Genomic DNA, 17,085 nt, shown 5'->3' with positions numbered 1-17,085 from the left:
GCATTATAAGCTTACCCAAGGTAAACTGTCTATATCATAAGGCTGTTATTTTTTCTATCTTTATTCCATCGGATGTTGTTTGAGTAATTCTTCTGGGGAGTAAAACCCTTCCTTCTCCATAGTCTCCTCACGGATCTTGCCTACCCTTTCCTTTGAAACAAGGGAAGCCTTATTCCCGAAGCTATTCCGGACGAAGGTAAGCACTGCTGCTATCTCCTCATCGTTCAACATTCCACCGAAAGGGGTCATCGGGACCTGTCCCGGATACTTCTTTCCTTTGACCTCTATAGGTCCCATTAAACCTTTTATGGTTAATTTGATAAGTCGATCCTCATTACCCGTCACCCATTTTGAATTGGCCAATGGAGGAAATTGGGCTGCCACAAGGCCCTCACCGTCCGGTTGATGGCAGGTAACGCAAAAGCCTTCTCTATGATAGATTTCCTTCCCTTTCATATACAACTTCTTTTCCTTTCCTTTTAGGGTGGTTTCCTCTCCCTTGTCCTCTTCGGTTCCTTCCATAAGACGATGTCCGTTAAAATGTGCCATAGCGGCCTCGAAAGGAAGCCGCATCCAATCGTCCAACGGCTTTTCATCTATCTTCTCAAGGATCCTTATTCCAGCATCCCGTTCTAACCAGCTGGCTGCCGCCAAAGCTTCTAGTCGTACCCTTGGACTCTCATCCTCTGCGGCCTTTAATAGCAAGTCCTTTTGTCCCGAAATTTGGTGACCACCATATCTGGCCACCCTAACGGCCGCCGATCTGGCCCGAAAGTCCTTGGATTCAATAACCTTCACCAGTAGTTTTTCATCAATTTTGTTAAGCCCCCAAGTTACCCATAATGCCTCTACAAGGTGGTGTTCGTACCCAGGATCATTTGGGTCCAAGTTGTTGGTCCATGATTGTAATTTTTCAAGGACCTCCGTGGAATTCCTTCCTCTCAACTCCCTTCTAGTCCTATAACGGCTACGATATTCCGGCAATTTCAAATTATCCAACAATTCTTCAACTGTGGCATTATGTATTTTTGCCGGTTCCACCAACGGACGGGACGGGTAGGTCAATCGGTAAACCCTCCCATGGGCATGGTCCCGTAAGGGATCACGGGCATTGTGTTGCATATGCCCTATAAGCACATTATGCCAATCTAGCAGGTAAAGGGAACCATCGGGAGCGAATTCCATATCCACCGGCCTAAAGTTCTTGTCCTCGGCCATGATAAGATCCATCCTATGTTCACTTGTATAGCCAGCCGAATTGGGATCGTCCTTAATAATGTGCTGCTTTGTTCCCAAAAAGCCTATGGTATTATTGATCAGCACATCACCTTGGACCTCATCGGGAAAATGACGGCTGGATACAAATTCAAGTCCAGAAGTCGGGCGCACCCGATGATCTTTTTCTATAAGACTTTTCGGGGCGGGAGAGCCCTCCCCATATCTGGGTTTTATGGTGCCCGGAAGCATCCAGGTCATTTCGGGATCTGAAGTATAGGCAAAGAAATCCTGCCCCCACTCATCAAAGGCGATCCCCCATGGGTTTGGGATGGGCAATTGTGCAGTTCGCTCCAAGTGATTCCGTTGAGGGCTATATCTAAAGAATCCTCCATTGGTACCACGGATCGTACCATAGGCCGTCTCTACATTGCTGTGGAGAAATACGCCTTCGCCCATATAAAAGGCTCCGGAGGGATCGGCCGTAAACGCACTGATCGCATGGTGCGTATCATGATCATCGAACCCGCTCAACACCACTTCCCTTACATCGGCCCGGTCATCCCCATCGGTATCTTTTAATAAAACAAGGTTTGTACCCTGTGAAACATACACTCCCTCGGGGGCAAGTTCAAATCCTATGGGCAAATGCAGTCCATCGGCAAAGGTAGTCTGTTTATCTGCCTTGCCATCGCCGTCAGTATCCTCAAGTATGATCAATTTGTCATTGGGCTTACCATCACCTGCCTTATAATGGGGATAACTTGGCATCACAGCTATCCAAAGCCTTCCCTTGTTATCGAAAGACATCTGCACCGGATTTGCCAAATCGCTAAATTCTTCTTCCGAGGCAAAAAGTTCTATTTTATAACCTGGCGCCACCTTGATCTTCTCCTCTGCCCTTTTTCCATATAAATATTCAGGGTTCCCATTTTTCGTGTTGGGCTTATAATTAGTTTCGATAATTGGCAACGGCTTGGTTCTACTATCGGCCGCGGCCAAATCCATTTGCTCACCTTTTAGGGATTTCCATATCGCCGTATCCCTAATTTTGGTCATCTCCCTAATTTTTTCAATTTCCGCAGGATAGTTCTTGGGACCGAAGGGCTCGTACCTTCTTCCATAGGCATGGACCCCATTGGGGATTTTAAAATCGTTGTGCCAGAACCAGTTCTTTTCCATCACCGCTCTGTTGACCAAATCACGGTTTGCTTCAGGAACAACTTCACCTGCCCCAAAAATATTATCGGCCAATAGTTGGGAAAACTTACGGTAACCAAGATCGTTCAATTGGAAACCATCTACCGTCAAATCACTTTTTTCAGATTGGTACCATTCTTTGGTAGGCTCAAAAGCATCTACGAACAGAACATTATTGGCCGCTGCTACCTCTTTCATGGCCTGGGTATACATCGCCAAGTTTTTATTCTCTTTAGTACCATCCGGTAAGTCCCTATTTCCAGATAAATCCTGGAAGGCAATCGGGGATACGAGTGCCAATTGTGGTGCTGACGAACCGTTGTACTGCTGTTTTAGAGTATGCTGAATAAATGCTTGGAGTTCCGCTTTGTAATTCTCCAATCCCTCTTCCCCTGCGAAGGATTCGGTATAGCCAAAAAAGGCGATTACAATATCTGCCCCTAGCTTGGTAAGCCATTGGTCCGGTGTTTCAAAGTGTCCTTCTGTAGCCGATTTCAACCACCCGGTAGAAACTTCGAAATGCTCGATTACGGATTCCTCGGCAAAGTTTTCGGCTCCTGGAAATGCCCATGGCGATTTTCTGGAGGGATGCGGCCTAAAACCAGGTGTATTTCCTCCATCGCACATATTACGAATGTACAGGAGACTATCCGGATATCGCAATTGCATTTCTGTTTCAAAATGGCCGTATTCCATCATCCTGGAACCTAAATTATTCCCTATTAACACGATACGGGAATTTTTTTCGAGCTTAAGTGTAGGATGGTTGTTTTTATCCGAACAGCTTATAAACGTTAATAAAATAAAAGCGACGATGACATTGGATCTAACAAGGTTCAAGGTCTTTGCTATATATAAATGCATTGGTTTTTATGTTTTTTTATTAAGTGGATGTATTTGGTAATCTTTAATACACCACTGGACATTATTTAAGGTCTATGGGCTTCAATCCCCTTTTGTCCCAATACTCCTTCCCCATAAAACCATATGCAGAGGTTTTATAATCGCCAACGTAATTTACCTTTGTCCCTCCTTTGGGAATTCTTCGGTCCAAGAGGTAATAGACGGCATTGACCACGAGTCTTCTCAATCCCTCATTTTCTAAGTCGGTGGATGAGCCCATGGAGGTATGAAAGGCCAACCCTTGTTGGCCATTTTCCGGATGTTGATAGTTCTTCAGCCATGCCACCGGTATCATAGGATTGTTTTTATTTCCTTCCAAAGGCCGATCAGAGGGCCGCATACCAAAAAACCTGTCGTCAGCATCAAATTCCCCCTTACGTTCCAACACCTGTCCTAGGACAAGTGGCGTGATGGGCAGATGGGATACCCTACAACCATATACATCCGTAGGGCCCCAAATCTCCCCATCCTCGATGCCTTTAAGGATTTCATGCCCATGTGCGTTTTCCGCAAAAATACCTCTGGTGGACTCATGTTTGTGCTTGCCATGGTGCCGGACATAGTGATCCCCAAAAAGAAGCCCACCAAAACCCCTATACCACGGATGATCAGGATCGTCACTTTGATATTCGGAACTGTAATGGACATACCTCCCCTGCTCGTTTTTAAACCCGTGATTTGAGGTCCTTAAACCCAAGACCGGTCTGCCCGATCGGATATACTCGTCGATGTACCTCATCTGATGGTCGGGAAGCTGCCGCCACCGTGTATTGATCAACATAAGATCGGCGGTCTGGAGAAAATGCAATCCAGGAATATTGTTGTTGACCTCGGGATTGACATTTCCCGTCTGAGGATCGATCGCAAACAGTACAGTGCACTTGTAACCGTGTTCCTTGGCGAGTATCCGGGCCAACATGGGCATTGACTCCTCCGACCTGTATTCCTCATCCCCGGAAATTAAAACGATATGCTTTTTCTTACCAGAATTTTCCTTGTCACCATAGGTGATCCATTCCTGCGAATTTAATTTGGCAAAGCCAAAACATATTAAACAAATGAATAAATAACTTCTCATTTTAAGGCATTTTTAATCTTAAAAGTATAGGCATATTTCGAAGGCACCTCATCCGCGGTCAAATAGGGTACGTTTAGGACCACATTGGACCCTTTTTGTTCGTAATCAATCTTAATATCCGTTCCCAATAGCGTAATCTCGGCCTCTGGATGAAGCTCTAGGTCTCTTATTTCCAAGGTATCTTTAGGCCAAGTTGGAACGATAGCAAACAAATCCTTTTCCTTTTTGGTAAAGAATATCTCGCGTACGCCATAGCCGGGCTCCGGATCTATGGTCTGTTTTAAGATATAATCGGCTGGCAGGTAATGGGTACCTTCGGGCTTCCAATCTTTTTTGCCATGCTCTGACCATTGACAGGCACGCTCCCATTTACGCGAACCATAAATAGCCTCGCCATTAACATTAAGCCAATCGCCTATAGCCAACAAGCGGTCTTGCATGATAGGAGGTATATTTCCTTCGGCATCCGGACCAATATCCAGCAATAAATTCCCGCCATTACTGACTACATTTAAAAGAAGGTACACAAGGGTACGCTCAGAAGCATAGTCCCAGGCATCTTCGTTCGTGTTGTAACCAAAAGAAAAACCAATACCGCGGCATTCTTCCCAAGGCCTACTACCGTCAAGTTCCGATTGGTATTCTGTAGTAAAATACCCTCCATGATTAAAACGTATTCCGTCTCCCCAACGGTCGTTAATAACCACTTTATCGCCTACGGCAGATTCGTTGAACAACCAAGCCAACAATTCCGGAGAACGCCACTTTTCCGCACTCATATCCCAATCCCCATCGGACCAAATTAGATCTGGCTTATAATTCTCCACCAAATCTTTAAATTGTGGATGCATATGCTCCAAGGCAAATTTTTCCTTATCTTTTTTCCATAGAGGGTTAAACCATTCATAAAGGGAATAATAGGTACCAAATTTCACCTCTGTTTTCTTGACCGCCACTTCCAGCTCTTTTAGCAAGTCCCGGTTAGCCCCAACTTCCATGGCATTCCATGGAAATCCCCAAGTTTTGTTTGCGGTTTTACTGGGCCATAAAGTAAACCCATCATGGTGTTTGGAGGTAATCATCATGTATTTTGCCCCGGCATCCTCGAAAAGTTTTGCCCACTTGTCCGCGTCAAAATCCCGCGCGGTAAACTGCTCCCCAAAGTTGTAATAACTAAAATGGGGACCATAGGTTTTAACATGGTGATCATACACTTCGGTCCCGGAAAAATTTCCATTTCCAAAAAGGGATTTACTTTCCAGCCAGTATTGGTACCACTCTGAATAGGTCCCCTTTGGACTCCATGCGGGAACCGAATACGGCCCCCAATGAATAAAGATCCCAAATTTCGCATCTTCGAACCAAGATGGAACCGGCCTACTGTCGATCGATTTCCAATTGGGTTCTATTTTCTTTTTCTGTGCATTCATTTCCTGTACCCCAGTCACTACTAGAGTACAAATCATCAATAATAAATAACTTACCTTTTTCATTTTCTTATTCTGTAATTACTGTTAATTCTGCATATCCTGCCTTATTATTCCCCTCCGTATTTCTAAGGGCCCTCAACTTTATATATCTCGCCTTTACCGACTTAAAGTTCTTTGTTTGCCAGATAGGACTATTTTTAATGTTGGAAAACTCCCCTTTACTCTGTAATTCCCAATTATTTCCATTAGAAGAAGTGTAGAATTCATAGTCGAATATAATTCCGGAGGACCATCTGTGCTGATCGGGCAAGTATTTGAACCCCTTAAGTTTCAAATCTTCCCCTAAATCTATCACAAGATCTATAGGCATCTTTTCGGAAGATTGACCCCAGGATGTCATTTCCAAGCCATCCAGAACGCTCTGTGCATTCTCATCATCAATATTTACCAATTGCCATTTTTTCCTGGCGACATCAAAGTTTTCTGAGGATACAGGGCTTTTTTTACCGGAAATAGGATCTATGGCTATCGCTTTTACATTGGCCTTTCCCAATAGCTCAAAAGGTGCTTCAAACCTTATGGAATTTACGTCTGGACGAGTACCATCGGTCGTATAGTACAACTCTAGCTCCTTATCGGCCGACTCAATGGTTACCATCCCCTGCTTATTTCTTGTTATATCCGGTTTTGCATACACTTTTGGAGCCCTATAAACCTCTATATTGGATATAACCGGACAGGCCTTAGCTTGTTTTATATGAACCCTTAGTTTTGTTGCCTTCACCGTGGGCAGGCGTAAAATTCTTTTATAACCTATGGTTGTGGCCTTGGCCAATTCTTTCCAAGATCCATCGATAAGAGCCTCTACGGAAAATTCTTGAACTCGTTGTCCCAAGGGAATATATTCTTGAACTAGAAAACGATTGAATTCCGTAGGTTCCCCGAAATCCAAGGTTACGGTAGCATTAGTAACAGCATCATCGGTTGCCCAATAAGTATCTTTATCTCCGTCGGTAAGGTTATCGGCATTGTATTTTTTGGCATTGCCCCTTACTTGAGAAGCAGTTACCTGTGCTCTTTTAGCAAGGTTCTCCTTAAAATCGGCCTCTAAAGATTTTGCCAGTTCCATAACTCTTTCCACATCCGTTTCATGTATAAGACCACGTGGATCTACGGGAAAGTTTAGTAATAAAGTAGCATTTCTTCCCACTGAATTGTAATAAATATCGAGCATTTCGGGCAAGGTCTTAACTTTATGGTCTTCAGACTGGTGGTAAAACCATCCCGGGCGGATTGACACATCTACCTCGGCAGGTACCCAATGAGTACCATCTTCGTGTCCGTAGCGCAATTCTTGATAGTCTGGGAAACCGGGCCAAACCTCGTCCCGATTCAATGTGCTCCAATTGGTTTCTCCTACCCATCCTTCTTCGGTACCACACCATCTGGTATCGGGCCCTGCATCACTGAAAAGCATAGCATTGGGCTGCAACTCCCGTACTATCTTATAAGTGTTTTCCCAATCGTAGTAGGTTTTACGGTCTACACTCCTGTTTTCATTGGCACCTCCGTAGTATCCAGATCCGCCATTGGCCCCATCGAACCATACCTCAAAAACATCGCCATAATTAGTCAGTAATTCTTTTAACTGATTTCTGAAATAGGTAATATATTCTGGCTTTCCATAGTCTGGGTGGTTACGATCCCAAGGAGAGAGATATACCCCGAACTTAAGACCGTATTCTTTACATGCCTGGGAAAGCTCCTTTAACAGATCGCCCTTTCCGTTTTTCCAAGGTGAATTCTTAACGGAATAATCGGTATATTCAGAGGGCCATAAGCAAAATCCATCATGATGTTTGGCCGTTACTATTACGCCCTTCATTCCGGCTTCCTTGATCACCCTGGCCCATTGCCTAGTATCCAATTCCGTCGGATTAAAAAGGGCCGGATCCTTATCGCCATACCCCCACTCTATATCGGTAAAGGTGTTCATGCTGAAGTGAATAAAAGCGTAATATTCCATTTCCTGCCAATTCATCTGGCGTTCGGAGGGAACAGGGCCGTAAGCCACTGGAGGAGGAGGAGCTTTCTCACAGGAAATAAAAAATGTCATAAGTGCCATAAGGCTACCTAAAAAAAACTTCTTCATAACTAACTTTACTTTTTTGTTTGATAAAATATTCCAATCTATTTAGGACCAAATTTTCGTACTCCATATACAGGCTTTTGATCGACTACCTTAAACCTTAAAACACCCAATGGATGCTCTCCAGAGGAATAAATTTTTAGTTTTATATATCTAGCTTTTGCAGTTTTTTCTTCTGGCATATACTGTTGGTTGATGGCTAATTCCGAAACTTTTTTACCATCTCCATAGGTGAACCAGTTCTTGCCATCCTCAGAATAAAAATATTCGAACTCATAGCCACTTCTGAAATACACTTCCCTTTTAGTGTTCGGTTCTATATATCCGAAGGCAGCATTTACATAATATATATCAGACACTTTACCTAAATCCAATTTAAGCTCGCCTTCTTTTCCTTCTCCTCTCCAATAGGTTTCTGTTTTACCATCCGTAGCAAAAGAAGCTTTATAATTAGAAGCTCCTCCTACAGCTGTTATGTTTTTTCCAACGGATTCCCCTTGTTCCACGACCCTAAATTTAGGTCCGGTAGGCAGTGGATCTGGCATTAATTCCTCTAATTCCTCTCTACTTCTTATTTCCTTAATCTGTGGCTTTACCCCCGATTTTTCTTTAATCCACAATGGAAAGTCTCCCACACCATTTTTAAAATAGTAGGCTGCCCCGCGTACATTGTAATCATGCGATCCGTTGGCCAGATAAGGTTCGTGAGAACTTCCCAAGACAACATTTTCCCTAATTTCGATTCCTCTAGAGCCGTTATCAATATATATTCCATGACTATAGTCACTGCAATATCGAGCTTCTGGATGGGCTACATTTTCAATATAATTGGCGTACCACCTTGTACCTGGTGAAGCCCCTAAATTATAAATAGCGCCAGTGTCGCCCAGCTTTAAGGTTACATTGGTAATTTTATTATGTGCCACTAAAACCCCTCCGGTTACTGTAGGATGATTGTAGGCTTTATCCGAGCCATCTTTCCAAAAATCGAAATTATCGACATCATAACGTCCCCATCCCCAGCCAAGGGTAATTCCACCAGCAGAAGATCCGTCAATAGAGTTGTTTACAATGGCGGCATCTTTTACATAGGAGCATTTTATGGCACAAGTATCCCAATATTCCACCCCAACATTTTGAATACTATTGTTATCTATAATGATTTCTCGACTTATATTTTCGCTTACCACATGATGATCTTGAAGGTTTCCTATGGCCATAGCAGAACCCGATATATCTTGGAAGGTATTCCCAAAGATATTGACATATTGATTGTTGGTGTCGAAATTCAAGGCTGTTCCTCCAAGGTGCTGAAAAATATTACCTTTAAAAATCACATTTCTAGAATTTTTGAAATGAATATTTCCTGGTATATCTTCTAATCCTTCAAAAGCATCTTCTATAGATCGATACTCAGGGTCTTTTAAAATAGCTCCGGACTGAATACTGACATAACCTTCAGCAGTGGAAGCCTGGTTCCAATTTGCGTACGAAAAAGTAAGCCCTTCAAAAGATACATTTTCCACTCCGTCGGCGACAATTAGTTGTTCTACATTAGAAATAACCACCTCAGCTTTGTTTAATTTTTCTCCTTTCAATGGCTTGTAATAAACAGTGTTTTTATACTTGTCTAAAAACCATTCCCCTTCCTCATCCAGAAATTCAATAGCATTTTCTAACCAGTTAACAGCTTCAGTGCTATTGTTGTTTAATATTCCGAAGGGTCCTAATTTAGCAAGGTCCCAATATTTTTGATTAACATAAGCAATTCCACCTTCGATTTTATCCAGTTTACCCCTGTACATTTTCCATCTCATAATATTGACCATCTCAACCTCTGCGACATTGGAGAGTTTTGGAAAATCTACAGGCACTTTAAATCCATTAGGTGTATTGGCATCGTCCCTACAAGATTCAGAGCCACATACTTTAGGTGTGTGTGCAATCCTTTCCCAACCGTTGGCATTAACAGTTCTGGCTCTTACGGCCCTTTTCCCATTTACATATAAATGCCTACCAACAACCCCATCCGGAACTTTTGCACTCCATATCCCGTCATTATCCTGATCCTTCCAGCCACTTATTCTGACACCCCCACTGATAATTGGACGAGCACCATCTACTGCCTTAAATAAAATATTAGAATCATCAGAATGAAGTTCCAAAGATTTGTTTAGCCTATAAATACCGTCTTGAAGGTTTAAAATGACATAATCTTCTATATTTCTCATCTGATCCCTGGCGTGTTCCAAGGTTTTCCAAGGATACTCTTTGGACCCATCCCCCCTATCGCTGCCCGATGGTGAGACATAAAAATTAGTTTCCTGAGCAAAAACACTTAGGGAACATAACAACAACAGTACTATTACATTCGATTTTTTAAGATACATTTTCATTTATTTTAAATTTTAATACGTTAGATTCAAATGGGTTTTATTGAGCTCTCAGAATCTCAAGTTTAAGGGCATTTTCTTTTATAGTTTTACTATTGAGTTTAAACAGTCGCACTATTAAGGCAGTCATAATAAAAATTACTGCAGGTACAATAGAAAACACCAATAAAATTCCCTGAATTGCTTCATTAGACTGCGCTATACCACCGCTCTTATAGCCATAATACCCCATTATGATCAAAGCAATAGCGCCACCAATAGACAACCCTAATTTTAAGGAAAACAAGGTAAAGGAAAGGGTTAGACCATCGATCCGTCGTTTAAATTTTAATTCCCCATAGTCCACGGAATCTGCTGTAAACGTAAACCATATCGGTGCTATCATCTGGTTAAAAAACCCAACAAAAAATTGGAGCAGCATAATCATCACAATGTTATTATCCCCTATAAACCATGAAGCCGCAGAAGCAACGGCACATATATAGAGTAACAGTTCATAAGCTTTTTTCTTATCTACATACATGAGAAGCTTTGACGCTAATTGTGCCCCCAACATACCGCCAATCATCCAAACCGATAAAAACATTGCGGAGTATTTTACTGCATCTTCAACATATATGGTTATATAATAGAGTTGGGTTGTATTTTTTACAGTTTGGGCAGTAACCATTAGAAGTGTGGCGAGAGCTACAAGCCGGTACTGGTCATTTTTTACTACAAACAATAAGTCTTTAAGTACAGTGCTTTTTCTCTCTTTCACCTCAACCCCTTTTACCCTTTCCTTGGTAGTAAGAAAACAGATCACAAACAGCACTACTGAAAGAATGGCCATCAATATCATGGCATTCCTATATCCGATAGCAGGATTTTCCCATAATTTTGTCATTGGCAACACCAGTGAAGTCACTATTAATCCTCCCCCAGTGGCAAACATAAACCGAGTAGCGTTAATTGAAGCTCTTTCTTTAGGGTCACTTGTCATAACCCCGGTCATGGAGCCATAAGGAATGTTGATGGCCGTAAATAAAAGCATAAGGGTTATGTAGGTAGTATAAGCATAGATCACCTTCCCTTCGGGCCCAAAATCTGGCACCGTAAACACTAGTACACTAGCAATAGCATAGGGCACACATAGGATAATGAGATATGGACGATACTTTCCCCATTGGGTATTGGTTCTATCTACAAGCGCCCCCATCAAGGGATCGGTAATAGCGTCTACCACTCTCACTACCAAAAATATAGACGCTACCGTGGCGGTGTCCAATCCATAGACCTCGGTATAAAAAAATCCGAGAAGTAGCAACACCGATTGATAAACAAAATTACCTGCAGTATCCCCAAGACCATAACCTATCTTCTCAAGGAGCCCTACTTGTTTTGCACTGGTAGTATTCTTTTGACCACCTTCACTTCTGTTTAAAAGAATTTGTTTTCTCATACTTATTGGTTTAACAAACCTTCTTGATTAGGCAAAGGACTTAACGGACTGCTTGGTAAGGTTTGATACCAAAAGGCCACAGTAGCGATATCATCTTGCCGGCTCAGGTAACGTCGTTCGTCGATATTATCGAATTTTTTTTCATTGAATTTTTTCCATCCCAGATCCTGCACGGTGACTTTAAGGTTGTTTTTAAAGCGAATGGGGTCCATTATATGCCATCTATACAATGAAAACCGAGGTTGAATTTTGTACAAACCATCTGGTGCCTCATATTTATGAAATCCACCATAAGGCGAATTGTAGGTGGTATACCCTTTGTTGGTTTCCCAATTAAAGGCACCCAAGAAATAATCCTCGAGGCCTGTTCCACAAATGGTAGGGAATTCTTTATCTTCATCAATATAGAATTTCACCTCGCCTTCACCCCACCAGCCTCCTGCTCCATTGAGTCCCACGCACATGGCCGTTCCTACGAAGTGTCCTTCGCCTTCGATACAATCTATTATTGTATGTACTTCCTTATAAGGAACAGGATTGGATCTTCGAAAAGAAGCGTGAAAGTAAGCGCATTGTTCGGGTATTTGTGTTAATTGGTAATTTATCTGATAATATAACACCCTCTCAATCTCACTTCTATTTTCTATGGTAAAATAGCATCGTTCCCTAAAGGGCATGGACCAGAAACAATTAAATGCATTGGATGGATTCACACTCACAGGTAGGGATACTAAAGGATCAAACTCTCCTCCCAACAGCACATCCGTGTTATCGGCATATCCACAAGCGAAAAAATCAGGAAAAGGCACTTCTACAGAAGGATGCTCCTGATTATCCCAATAAATCCGGATAATAAGATCACGCGAGATCAATCCTGTCATCCAAATACTTTGGATACTTCCCATCCCTTCTATATCCGCTATGACAACTGTTTCTTTTGGGGCAATTGTAATTGCAGGATTTACTTTCCAACCTTGTCCTAGTTCACTAGCTTGAAGTTCGGCAAACCCCTTAATAGCCATTCCTCCTTTTCCAGGTTCCCCTGTGGGGTTTTCAGCGGTTATAGATCTAGATTCGGCATCGGATAAATAACTAAGGTTTCCCAAAGACATGTTTAAGCCATTAAATTTCATATTCCAATATTTAATTCATAATAATCTTTAAAACCTCGAATAGCACTTGTAGTCAACGTACTTTTATTAGATTAATCGATTTAGCTAGCCAAGATAAATCGATTAATTTATATATAACAAAATTCCTGTCGATTTTTCACCTTAAATAAGTTTAGGCTTTATCTTTTTTCAGCAAATAAAAATGATGTTATTACAACTATTTTTTTAATCGACTTAAAGCGCTTAACCACCCACCTGAGTGTGTAATCCAACCTTCATCTGTAAACACCTTAGGCTCATCTGTAGAGGCTTTAGGCTCGGTAAATTTAAATTGTTCATCGGCGTCAAAACCATTACAAATAGTACCAGGTATTTTTGTCCAACTTCCCATGTATTCATCACCAATACCATAAATCATACTTTTGGCCACATATTTTTCATTCTCCCAAACTCCTGAATTCAATCCAGCAATCCATTGCATATTTCCAATAGCGATATTACCAAATCTGGTGTCTCCGGTATAAGCTTTCAACTCTAGCGCAAGGGCAGCTGCCGAGCCGTAGGCCCCATTTATACCATGCCACAATCCACTAAAGGTTAACAATCCTTCATTCTTAAAATACCCCATAGGCAATAAATAAAAAGGGTTATCAAAACAAGCAGGTAAAAAATAACCATAGGCAAAGTTTCTTATTGTTTCATCCCATAAGGGTGCATCTTCATGCTCATCCCATATTGTGCTCATTTCAATTAATGGAATTAAATAATGAGGAAATGTAGCTCCGGCATCATATCCCATATGATGATGTTCCCAAGCTTTTTCGGTAAGATCAACACCATCATAGGGTTTAAAATGACCATAAAATCGATCTTCTGGATTGGTAATGGGAATTTGCCTATTCATAAGTTCGCGTGCGTATGAAATAGCCTTCTCTTTATAGTATTTCTTTCCTGATTTTGTAAGCTCCAACGCTACCCAAGTCATCATCACCAAGTCTCTTGTCTTCCATTGTTCTGGTCTTACAAATTCTTTAGGTGCGCCATAAACAAATCGGTTAAAACCATCATTAGGTTGCAACACGCCCCCATAATCTACCCCACCGGGATAATGAATAGGTCCGTTTGTATCCAACCAATTAAAAGATAGTTCAGCACGAGCTAAATATTCTTTAGATTTTGTTGGCTTAATTTTTGATAATTGCTTGCTAGCCTTCACAAAACTAAGTGCCCCTTTTACCACATCACCAGTAATTACGTTGGTGTGTTTTGGCCACTCGTGGATTATAGCTCCTTTTCCTTTATTTAGTTCAGCAGCTTTATCTTGGCAAAAAGCAATATAATCGGTACCAATAATAATCTGTTCAACAATGCTGTTTCTTTCCGTAGTTCGGATTTCATCTGATTTAAATTCCAGCACATCCAATAAGCCTACAAGCATTGAGGCGACTATTCACTTCTCTTAAATAGTTCCCGCAGTCTTGCCAACCACCTCCCTGAGCAAATTCAGGACCAAGATTTTCCAAATTTTGATTTCTTAACTCAATTCTTCCATCTAGCTGTGTTAGGGATACGGTTTTCCAAGTTTTATTCCAAAGCAAGTCTTTTTGTATTTCAAATGTACCCGTTTCTAGAGATGCATTTTTATTATTTAAAATTTTACAACTATACTTTCCTTTTTTTATCAGGTCTGTAAAATCTATGGTCCACCAAGAACTTTTCCATTTCTTACCCCAATATTTAATGGGCCCATTAAAAACTTCGTTCCCAGATAAATCTACTATGCTGAATGTTGCCCTATTACTAATATACTCTTTTGAGAGCCCTCTTATAAGGATGCGTTTTTGAGAATTTAAATTATATCCTATTCTGGAATATAATATTCCTCCCTTTTCAAGGGAGTCAATTTGTTTTGTTTCAAAGGATGCGATATCTTTTTGATCTGGTTTTAAGTTGGTAGAAAAACAGAGTCCAGTTACTAACACAAAAATTGAAAACACAATTAACGATCTTTTTATCATTGTTATCTTTTTTAACATTTACTTAAAACTATTTTATTTCAAATAAACCTCAACAAACCTATTTTCTATACTAGATTAAAATTTATTACTTTTTCCAAACGGGAACCATATAAAAATGTTTTTTAGAAGACAATTATCTCGTCAATTTTTAAATATGCCTTATCCCCTGCCTTATGGTGCCCTTTAGGTATTTGGTGTAGCAATTTGGCCTTCACTCTGATTTTGGTTAACCCAGTAGCAGCACATGGAATCTTACTAACAATTCTATTTCTTCCTTGCACTAAGGCTATATCAGATAGATCTGTTTCTCCTATTTTTCTAAACACCTTACCATCGGTTGAGCCAAAAACCTCTAATTGCAACGGAGGATAAATTCCAAATAGCTTCGCACTATGAATTCTTAAGTTTTTTTACTTATGATTACGTCTCTCCTCTAGAATCTTTTCAAAGTCCAAGAGCACTGGTTCACGAACCCCGGCATAATCTGGAGCTATATTCGATTCTCCCCCAGGCATCATATAATAAAAAGTTGTGGGCGCATAATTCACCGATGCTTTATTCCAATGCCATAATTCCATATCGAACCTTAAACTCGTATTAAACGGCAAGACATCCAATGATCTTAATCTGGTATTTACTGTATAGCCCGGGGTCAAGTTTCCTTCTCCGGAAGGTTGCGCCATAAAAGGATGTGCGAATGTTTCGGGTTTGCACCAAGCATAGTTGTAATAATCTTCCGTACCGGTTCCGAAATGTGAGGGAAACTCTTCGCCGTCAATGTATATTTTTTCATCGCCTTCGCCCCACCAGCTCATAGTAAAGCTGCCATCCTCTTTTGACCAGGTAGTTTTACCTGGCGGTAAATTATCGTTAAACAAGGTCAATACATCGCCCACATACACCCCTTTTCCTTTAAGTGTTACGTAATTTACATCTCTCACCCCCTTACCTCCTAACATATCTTTGGGACTTCCTGTATCTACTTTTGTGTATTGATGCCATGAGGTATAAAAATGCATGGATCTTTGATCCCAATGATATGGAGCAAAACTTACAGCACCATTAACCCCAACAGAAGTTTCTCCAACATTTTCTAAAGAAATCTTAGCAGATTTCTTAAAAGGCATCAACCATTTCGAGGTTAGATCACCGGTTTCACTTACTTTATTGAATCTCGTCTCATAAGCATCGATCCTATATCCGGCCCCAAAAAAATCCCCTATTGGAGCCCAAACAGTTTGTTGATTATCAAAAGTACATTTTATGATAATGGACCTCAGGGACTGGGTAGGGTTCTCTTCCTGTACTCGCATATTTAATTCCTGTATCGCGGCCCCTACCTCTTTTCTTGCAATTACCACTTCTTCACCTGGTGCTAATTTCACTTGAAAATCAACAAGGTCTTTCACCTTTCTTTCTTGACTAAATTTTCCATCTAACAACATTTGATTGGTTGCCCGAATAATTGACTTGTTTTGAGTTATTGAATTTTTAGTAAAACTTTTAATTTTTACACCTTCCGAATATTCTCTGTAATCGATATTATAATATAAAATTTCACTTTTAGTTTCCCAAGGATTTCCATCCTTGATCAAATCTGACTGATAAGTTATTTTACAAGATTTAGCATATGGGATTGGCAAGTATAAATTGTGCCCTCTTTCGTCTGCAATGGTTTCTGGCGACACAGAACTACTCAGCGGCAATCCGACCTCTTTATTCTCTCCTACAAAACTTCTTATGGTCTGACTTACCACTGGTATTTCACTCCCATCGATATAAATACGTAGGATACCTTGACCTCGATTTTCACCTGCTCCAGTCATCCAAAAGCGCGTAATAGCACCTGGCGATTTTTCATCCATTAAGACATATTCCTTGCCATTATTAGTTTGCTCAATAGCCTCCCATTGATTCATATCCCAATTATGAAACCAATTTTTCTCTGTTGGAGAAGTACTAGACCTATCATAACTACTCACATGTTTCGTTAGATAAGAAGGCTCTGGAAAACGTGTTAGTTTTTCCCTATCGGTCATTTCCTTGAGAAGTGACTTTACACTCACAGTTTTAGTGTTTTGAGCTTGCGTATTATTTACAAGAATGAACAAGACACCAAAAAAAGTTACAATTATTCTTTTCATTT

General features: G+C 40.9%; 11 protein-coding genes. All 11 read right to left on the bottom strand.

The annotated features are described in order from the left end of the window. Positions 1 to 60: 60 nt before the first annotated feature. A complete protein-coding gene (locus tag BUA16_RS03140) occupies positions 61 to 3,279 on the bottom strand; it encodes a PVC-type heme-binding CxxCH protein (RefSeq protein WP_072763183.1) in 3,219 nt (1,072 codons plus the stop codon). 61 nt (positions 3,280 to 3,340) lie between these two features. After that, positions 3,341 to 4,396: a hypothetical protein gene (locus BUA16_RS03135; protein WP_072763182.1), complete on the bottom strand. Its 1,056-nt coding sequence runs from the start codon at positions 4,394 to 4,396 to the stop codon at positions 3,341 to 3,343. Further along, on the bottom strand, positions 4,393 to 5,889 hold the full coding sequence (locus tag BUA16_RS03130) for an alpha-L-fucosidase (RefSeq protein ID WP_072763181.1): 1,497 nt from the start codon (positions 5,887 to 5,889) through the stop codon (positions 4,393 to 4,395). Before BUA16_RS03130 ends, BUA16_RS03135 begins: the two co-directional genes overlap by 4 nt. Before the next feature lie 4 nt (positions 5,890 to 5,893). Then, positions 5,894 to 7,978, bottom strand: a complete 2,085-nt coding sequence (locus BUA16_RS03125) for an alpha-L-fucosidase (protein ID WP_072763180.1) — start codon at positions 7,976 to 7,978, stop codon at positions 5,894 to 5,896. A gap of 38 nt (positions 7,979 to 8,016) precedes the next feature. Then, the gene (locus tag BUA16_RS03120) at positions 8,017 to 10,371 is read right to left on the bottom strand and encodes a discoidin domain-containing protein (RefSeq protein ID WP_072763179.1); all 2,355 of its coding nucleotides are present in this window, start codon (positions 10,369 to 10,371) and stop codon (positions 8,017 to 8,019) included. 37 nt (positions 10,372 to 10,408) lie between these two features. Then, positions 10,409 to 11,809 (bottom strand): glycoside-pentoside-hexuronide (GPH):cation symporter, encoded by a 1,401-nt coding sequence (locus BUA16_RS03115; protein WP_084668417.1) that lies wholly within the window; start codon positions 11,807 to 11,809, stop codon positions 10,409 to 10,411. 2 nt (positions 11,810 to 11,811) lie between these two features. Continuing rightward, positions 11,812 to 12,942 (bottom strand): glycoside hydrolase family 172 protein, encoded by a 1,131-nt coding sequence (locus BUA16_RS03110; protein WP_072763178.1) that lies wholly within the window; start codon positions 12,940 to 12,942, stop codon positions 11,812 to 11,814. Between the two features lie 196 nt (positions 12,943 to 13,138). Beyond that, on the bottom strand, positions 13,139 to 14,359 hold the full coding sequence (locus BUA16_RS03105; RefSeq protein WP_072763177.1) for a glycoside hydrolase family 9 protein: 1,221 nt from the start codon (positions 14,357 to 14,359) through the stop codon (positions 13,139 to 13,141). Further along, positions 14,325 to 14,957, bottom strand: a complete 633-nt coding sequence (locus BUA16_RS03100) for an early set domain-containing protein (RefSeq protein ID WP_072763176.1) — start codon at positions 14,955 to 14,957, stop codon at positions 14,325 to 14,327. Before BUA16_RS03100 ends, BUA16_RS03105 begins: the two co-directional genes overlap by 35 nt. Positions 14,958 to 15,061: 104 nt before the next feature. Beyond that, positions 15,062 to 15,301, bottom strand: a complete 240-nt coding sequence (locus BUA16_RS03095; protein WP_072763175.1) for a hypothetical protein — start codon at positions 15,299 to 15,301, stop codon at positions 15,062 to 15,064. Between the two features lie 48 nt (positions 15,302 to 15,349). Beyond that, complete coding sequence (locus tag BUA16_RS03090; RefSeq protein WP_178338839.1) at positions 15,350 to 17,083, bottom strand: glycoside hydrolase family 172 protein; 1,734 nt, start codon at positions 17,081 to 17,083, stop codon at positions 15,350 to 15,352. Positions 17,084 to 17,085: the final 2 nt, after the last annotated feature.

Source organism: Arenibacter nanhaiticus, from assembly GCF_900141935.1.
Classification (GTDB): domain Bacteria; phylum Bacteroidota; class Bacteroidia; order Flavobacteriales; family Flavobacteriaceae; genus Arenibacter; species Arenibacter nanhaiticus.
This window is presented reverse-complemented; position numbering and strand designations above follow the sequence as displayed.

Excerpts from the sequence above, each read along its gene's own strand:
- BUA16_RS03130 (WP_072763181.1), bottom strand. The coding sequence starts at position 5,889 with ATGAAAAAGGTAAGTTATTTATTATTGATGATTTGTACTCTAGTAGTG.
- BUA16_RS03120 (WP_072763179.1), bottom strand. The coding sequence starts at position 10,371 with ATGAAAATGTATCTTAAAAAATCGAATGTAATAGTACTGTTGTTGTTA.
- BUA16_RS03125 (WP_072763180.1), bottom strand. The coding sequence starts at position 7,978 with ATGAAGAAGTTTTTTTTAGGTAGCCTTATGGCACTTATGACATTTTTT.
- BUA16_RS03140 (WP_072763183.1), bottom strand. The coding sequence starts at position 3,279 with ATGCATTTATATATAGCAAAGACCTTGAACCTTGTTAGATCCAATGTC.
- BUA16_RS03090 (WP_178338839.1), bottom strand. The coding sequence starts at position 17,083 with ATGAAAAGAATAATTGTAACTTTTTTTGGTGTCTTGTTCATTCTTGTA.
- BUA16_RS03115 (WP_084668417.1), bottom strand. The coding sequence starts at position 11,809 with ATGAGAAAACAAATTCTTTTAAACAGAAGTGAAGGTGGTCAAAAGAAT.
- BUA16_RS03105 (WP_072763177.1), bottom strand. The coding sequence starts at position 14,359 with ATGCTTGTAGGCTTATTGGATGTGCTGGAATTTAAATCAGATGAAATC.
- BUA16_RS03110 (WP_072763178.1), bottom strand. The coding sequence starts at position 12,942 with ATGAAATTTAATGGCTTAAACATGTCTTTGGGAAACCTTAGTTATTTA.
- BUA16_RS03100 (WP_072763176.1), bottom strand. The coding sequence starts at position 14,957 with ATGTTAAAAAAGATAACAATGATAAAAAGATCGTTAATTGTGTTTTCA.
- BUA16_RS03135 (WP_072763182.1), bottom strand. The coding sequence starts at position 4,396 with ATGAGAAGTTATTTATTCATTTGTTTAATATGTTTTGGCTTTGCCAAA.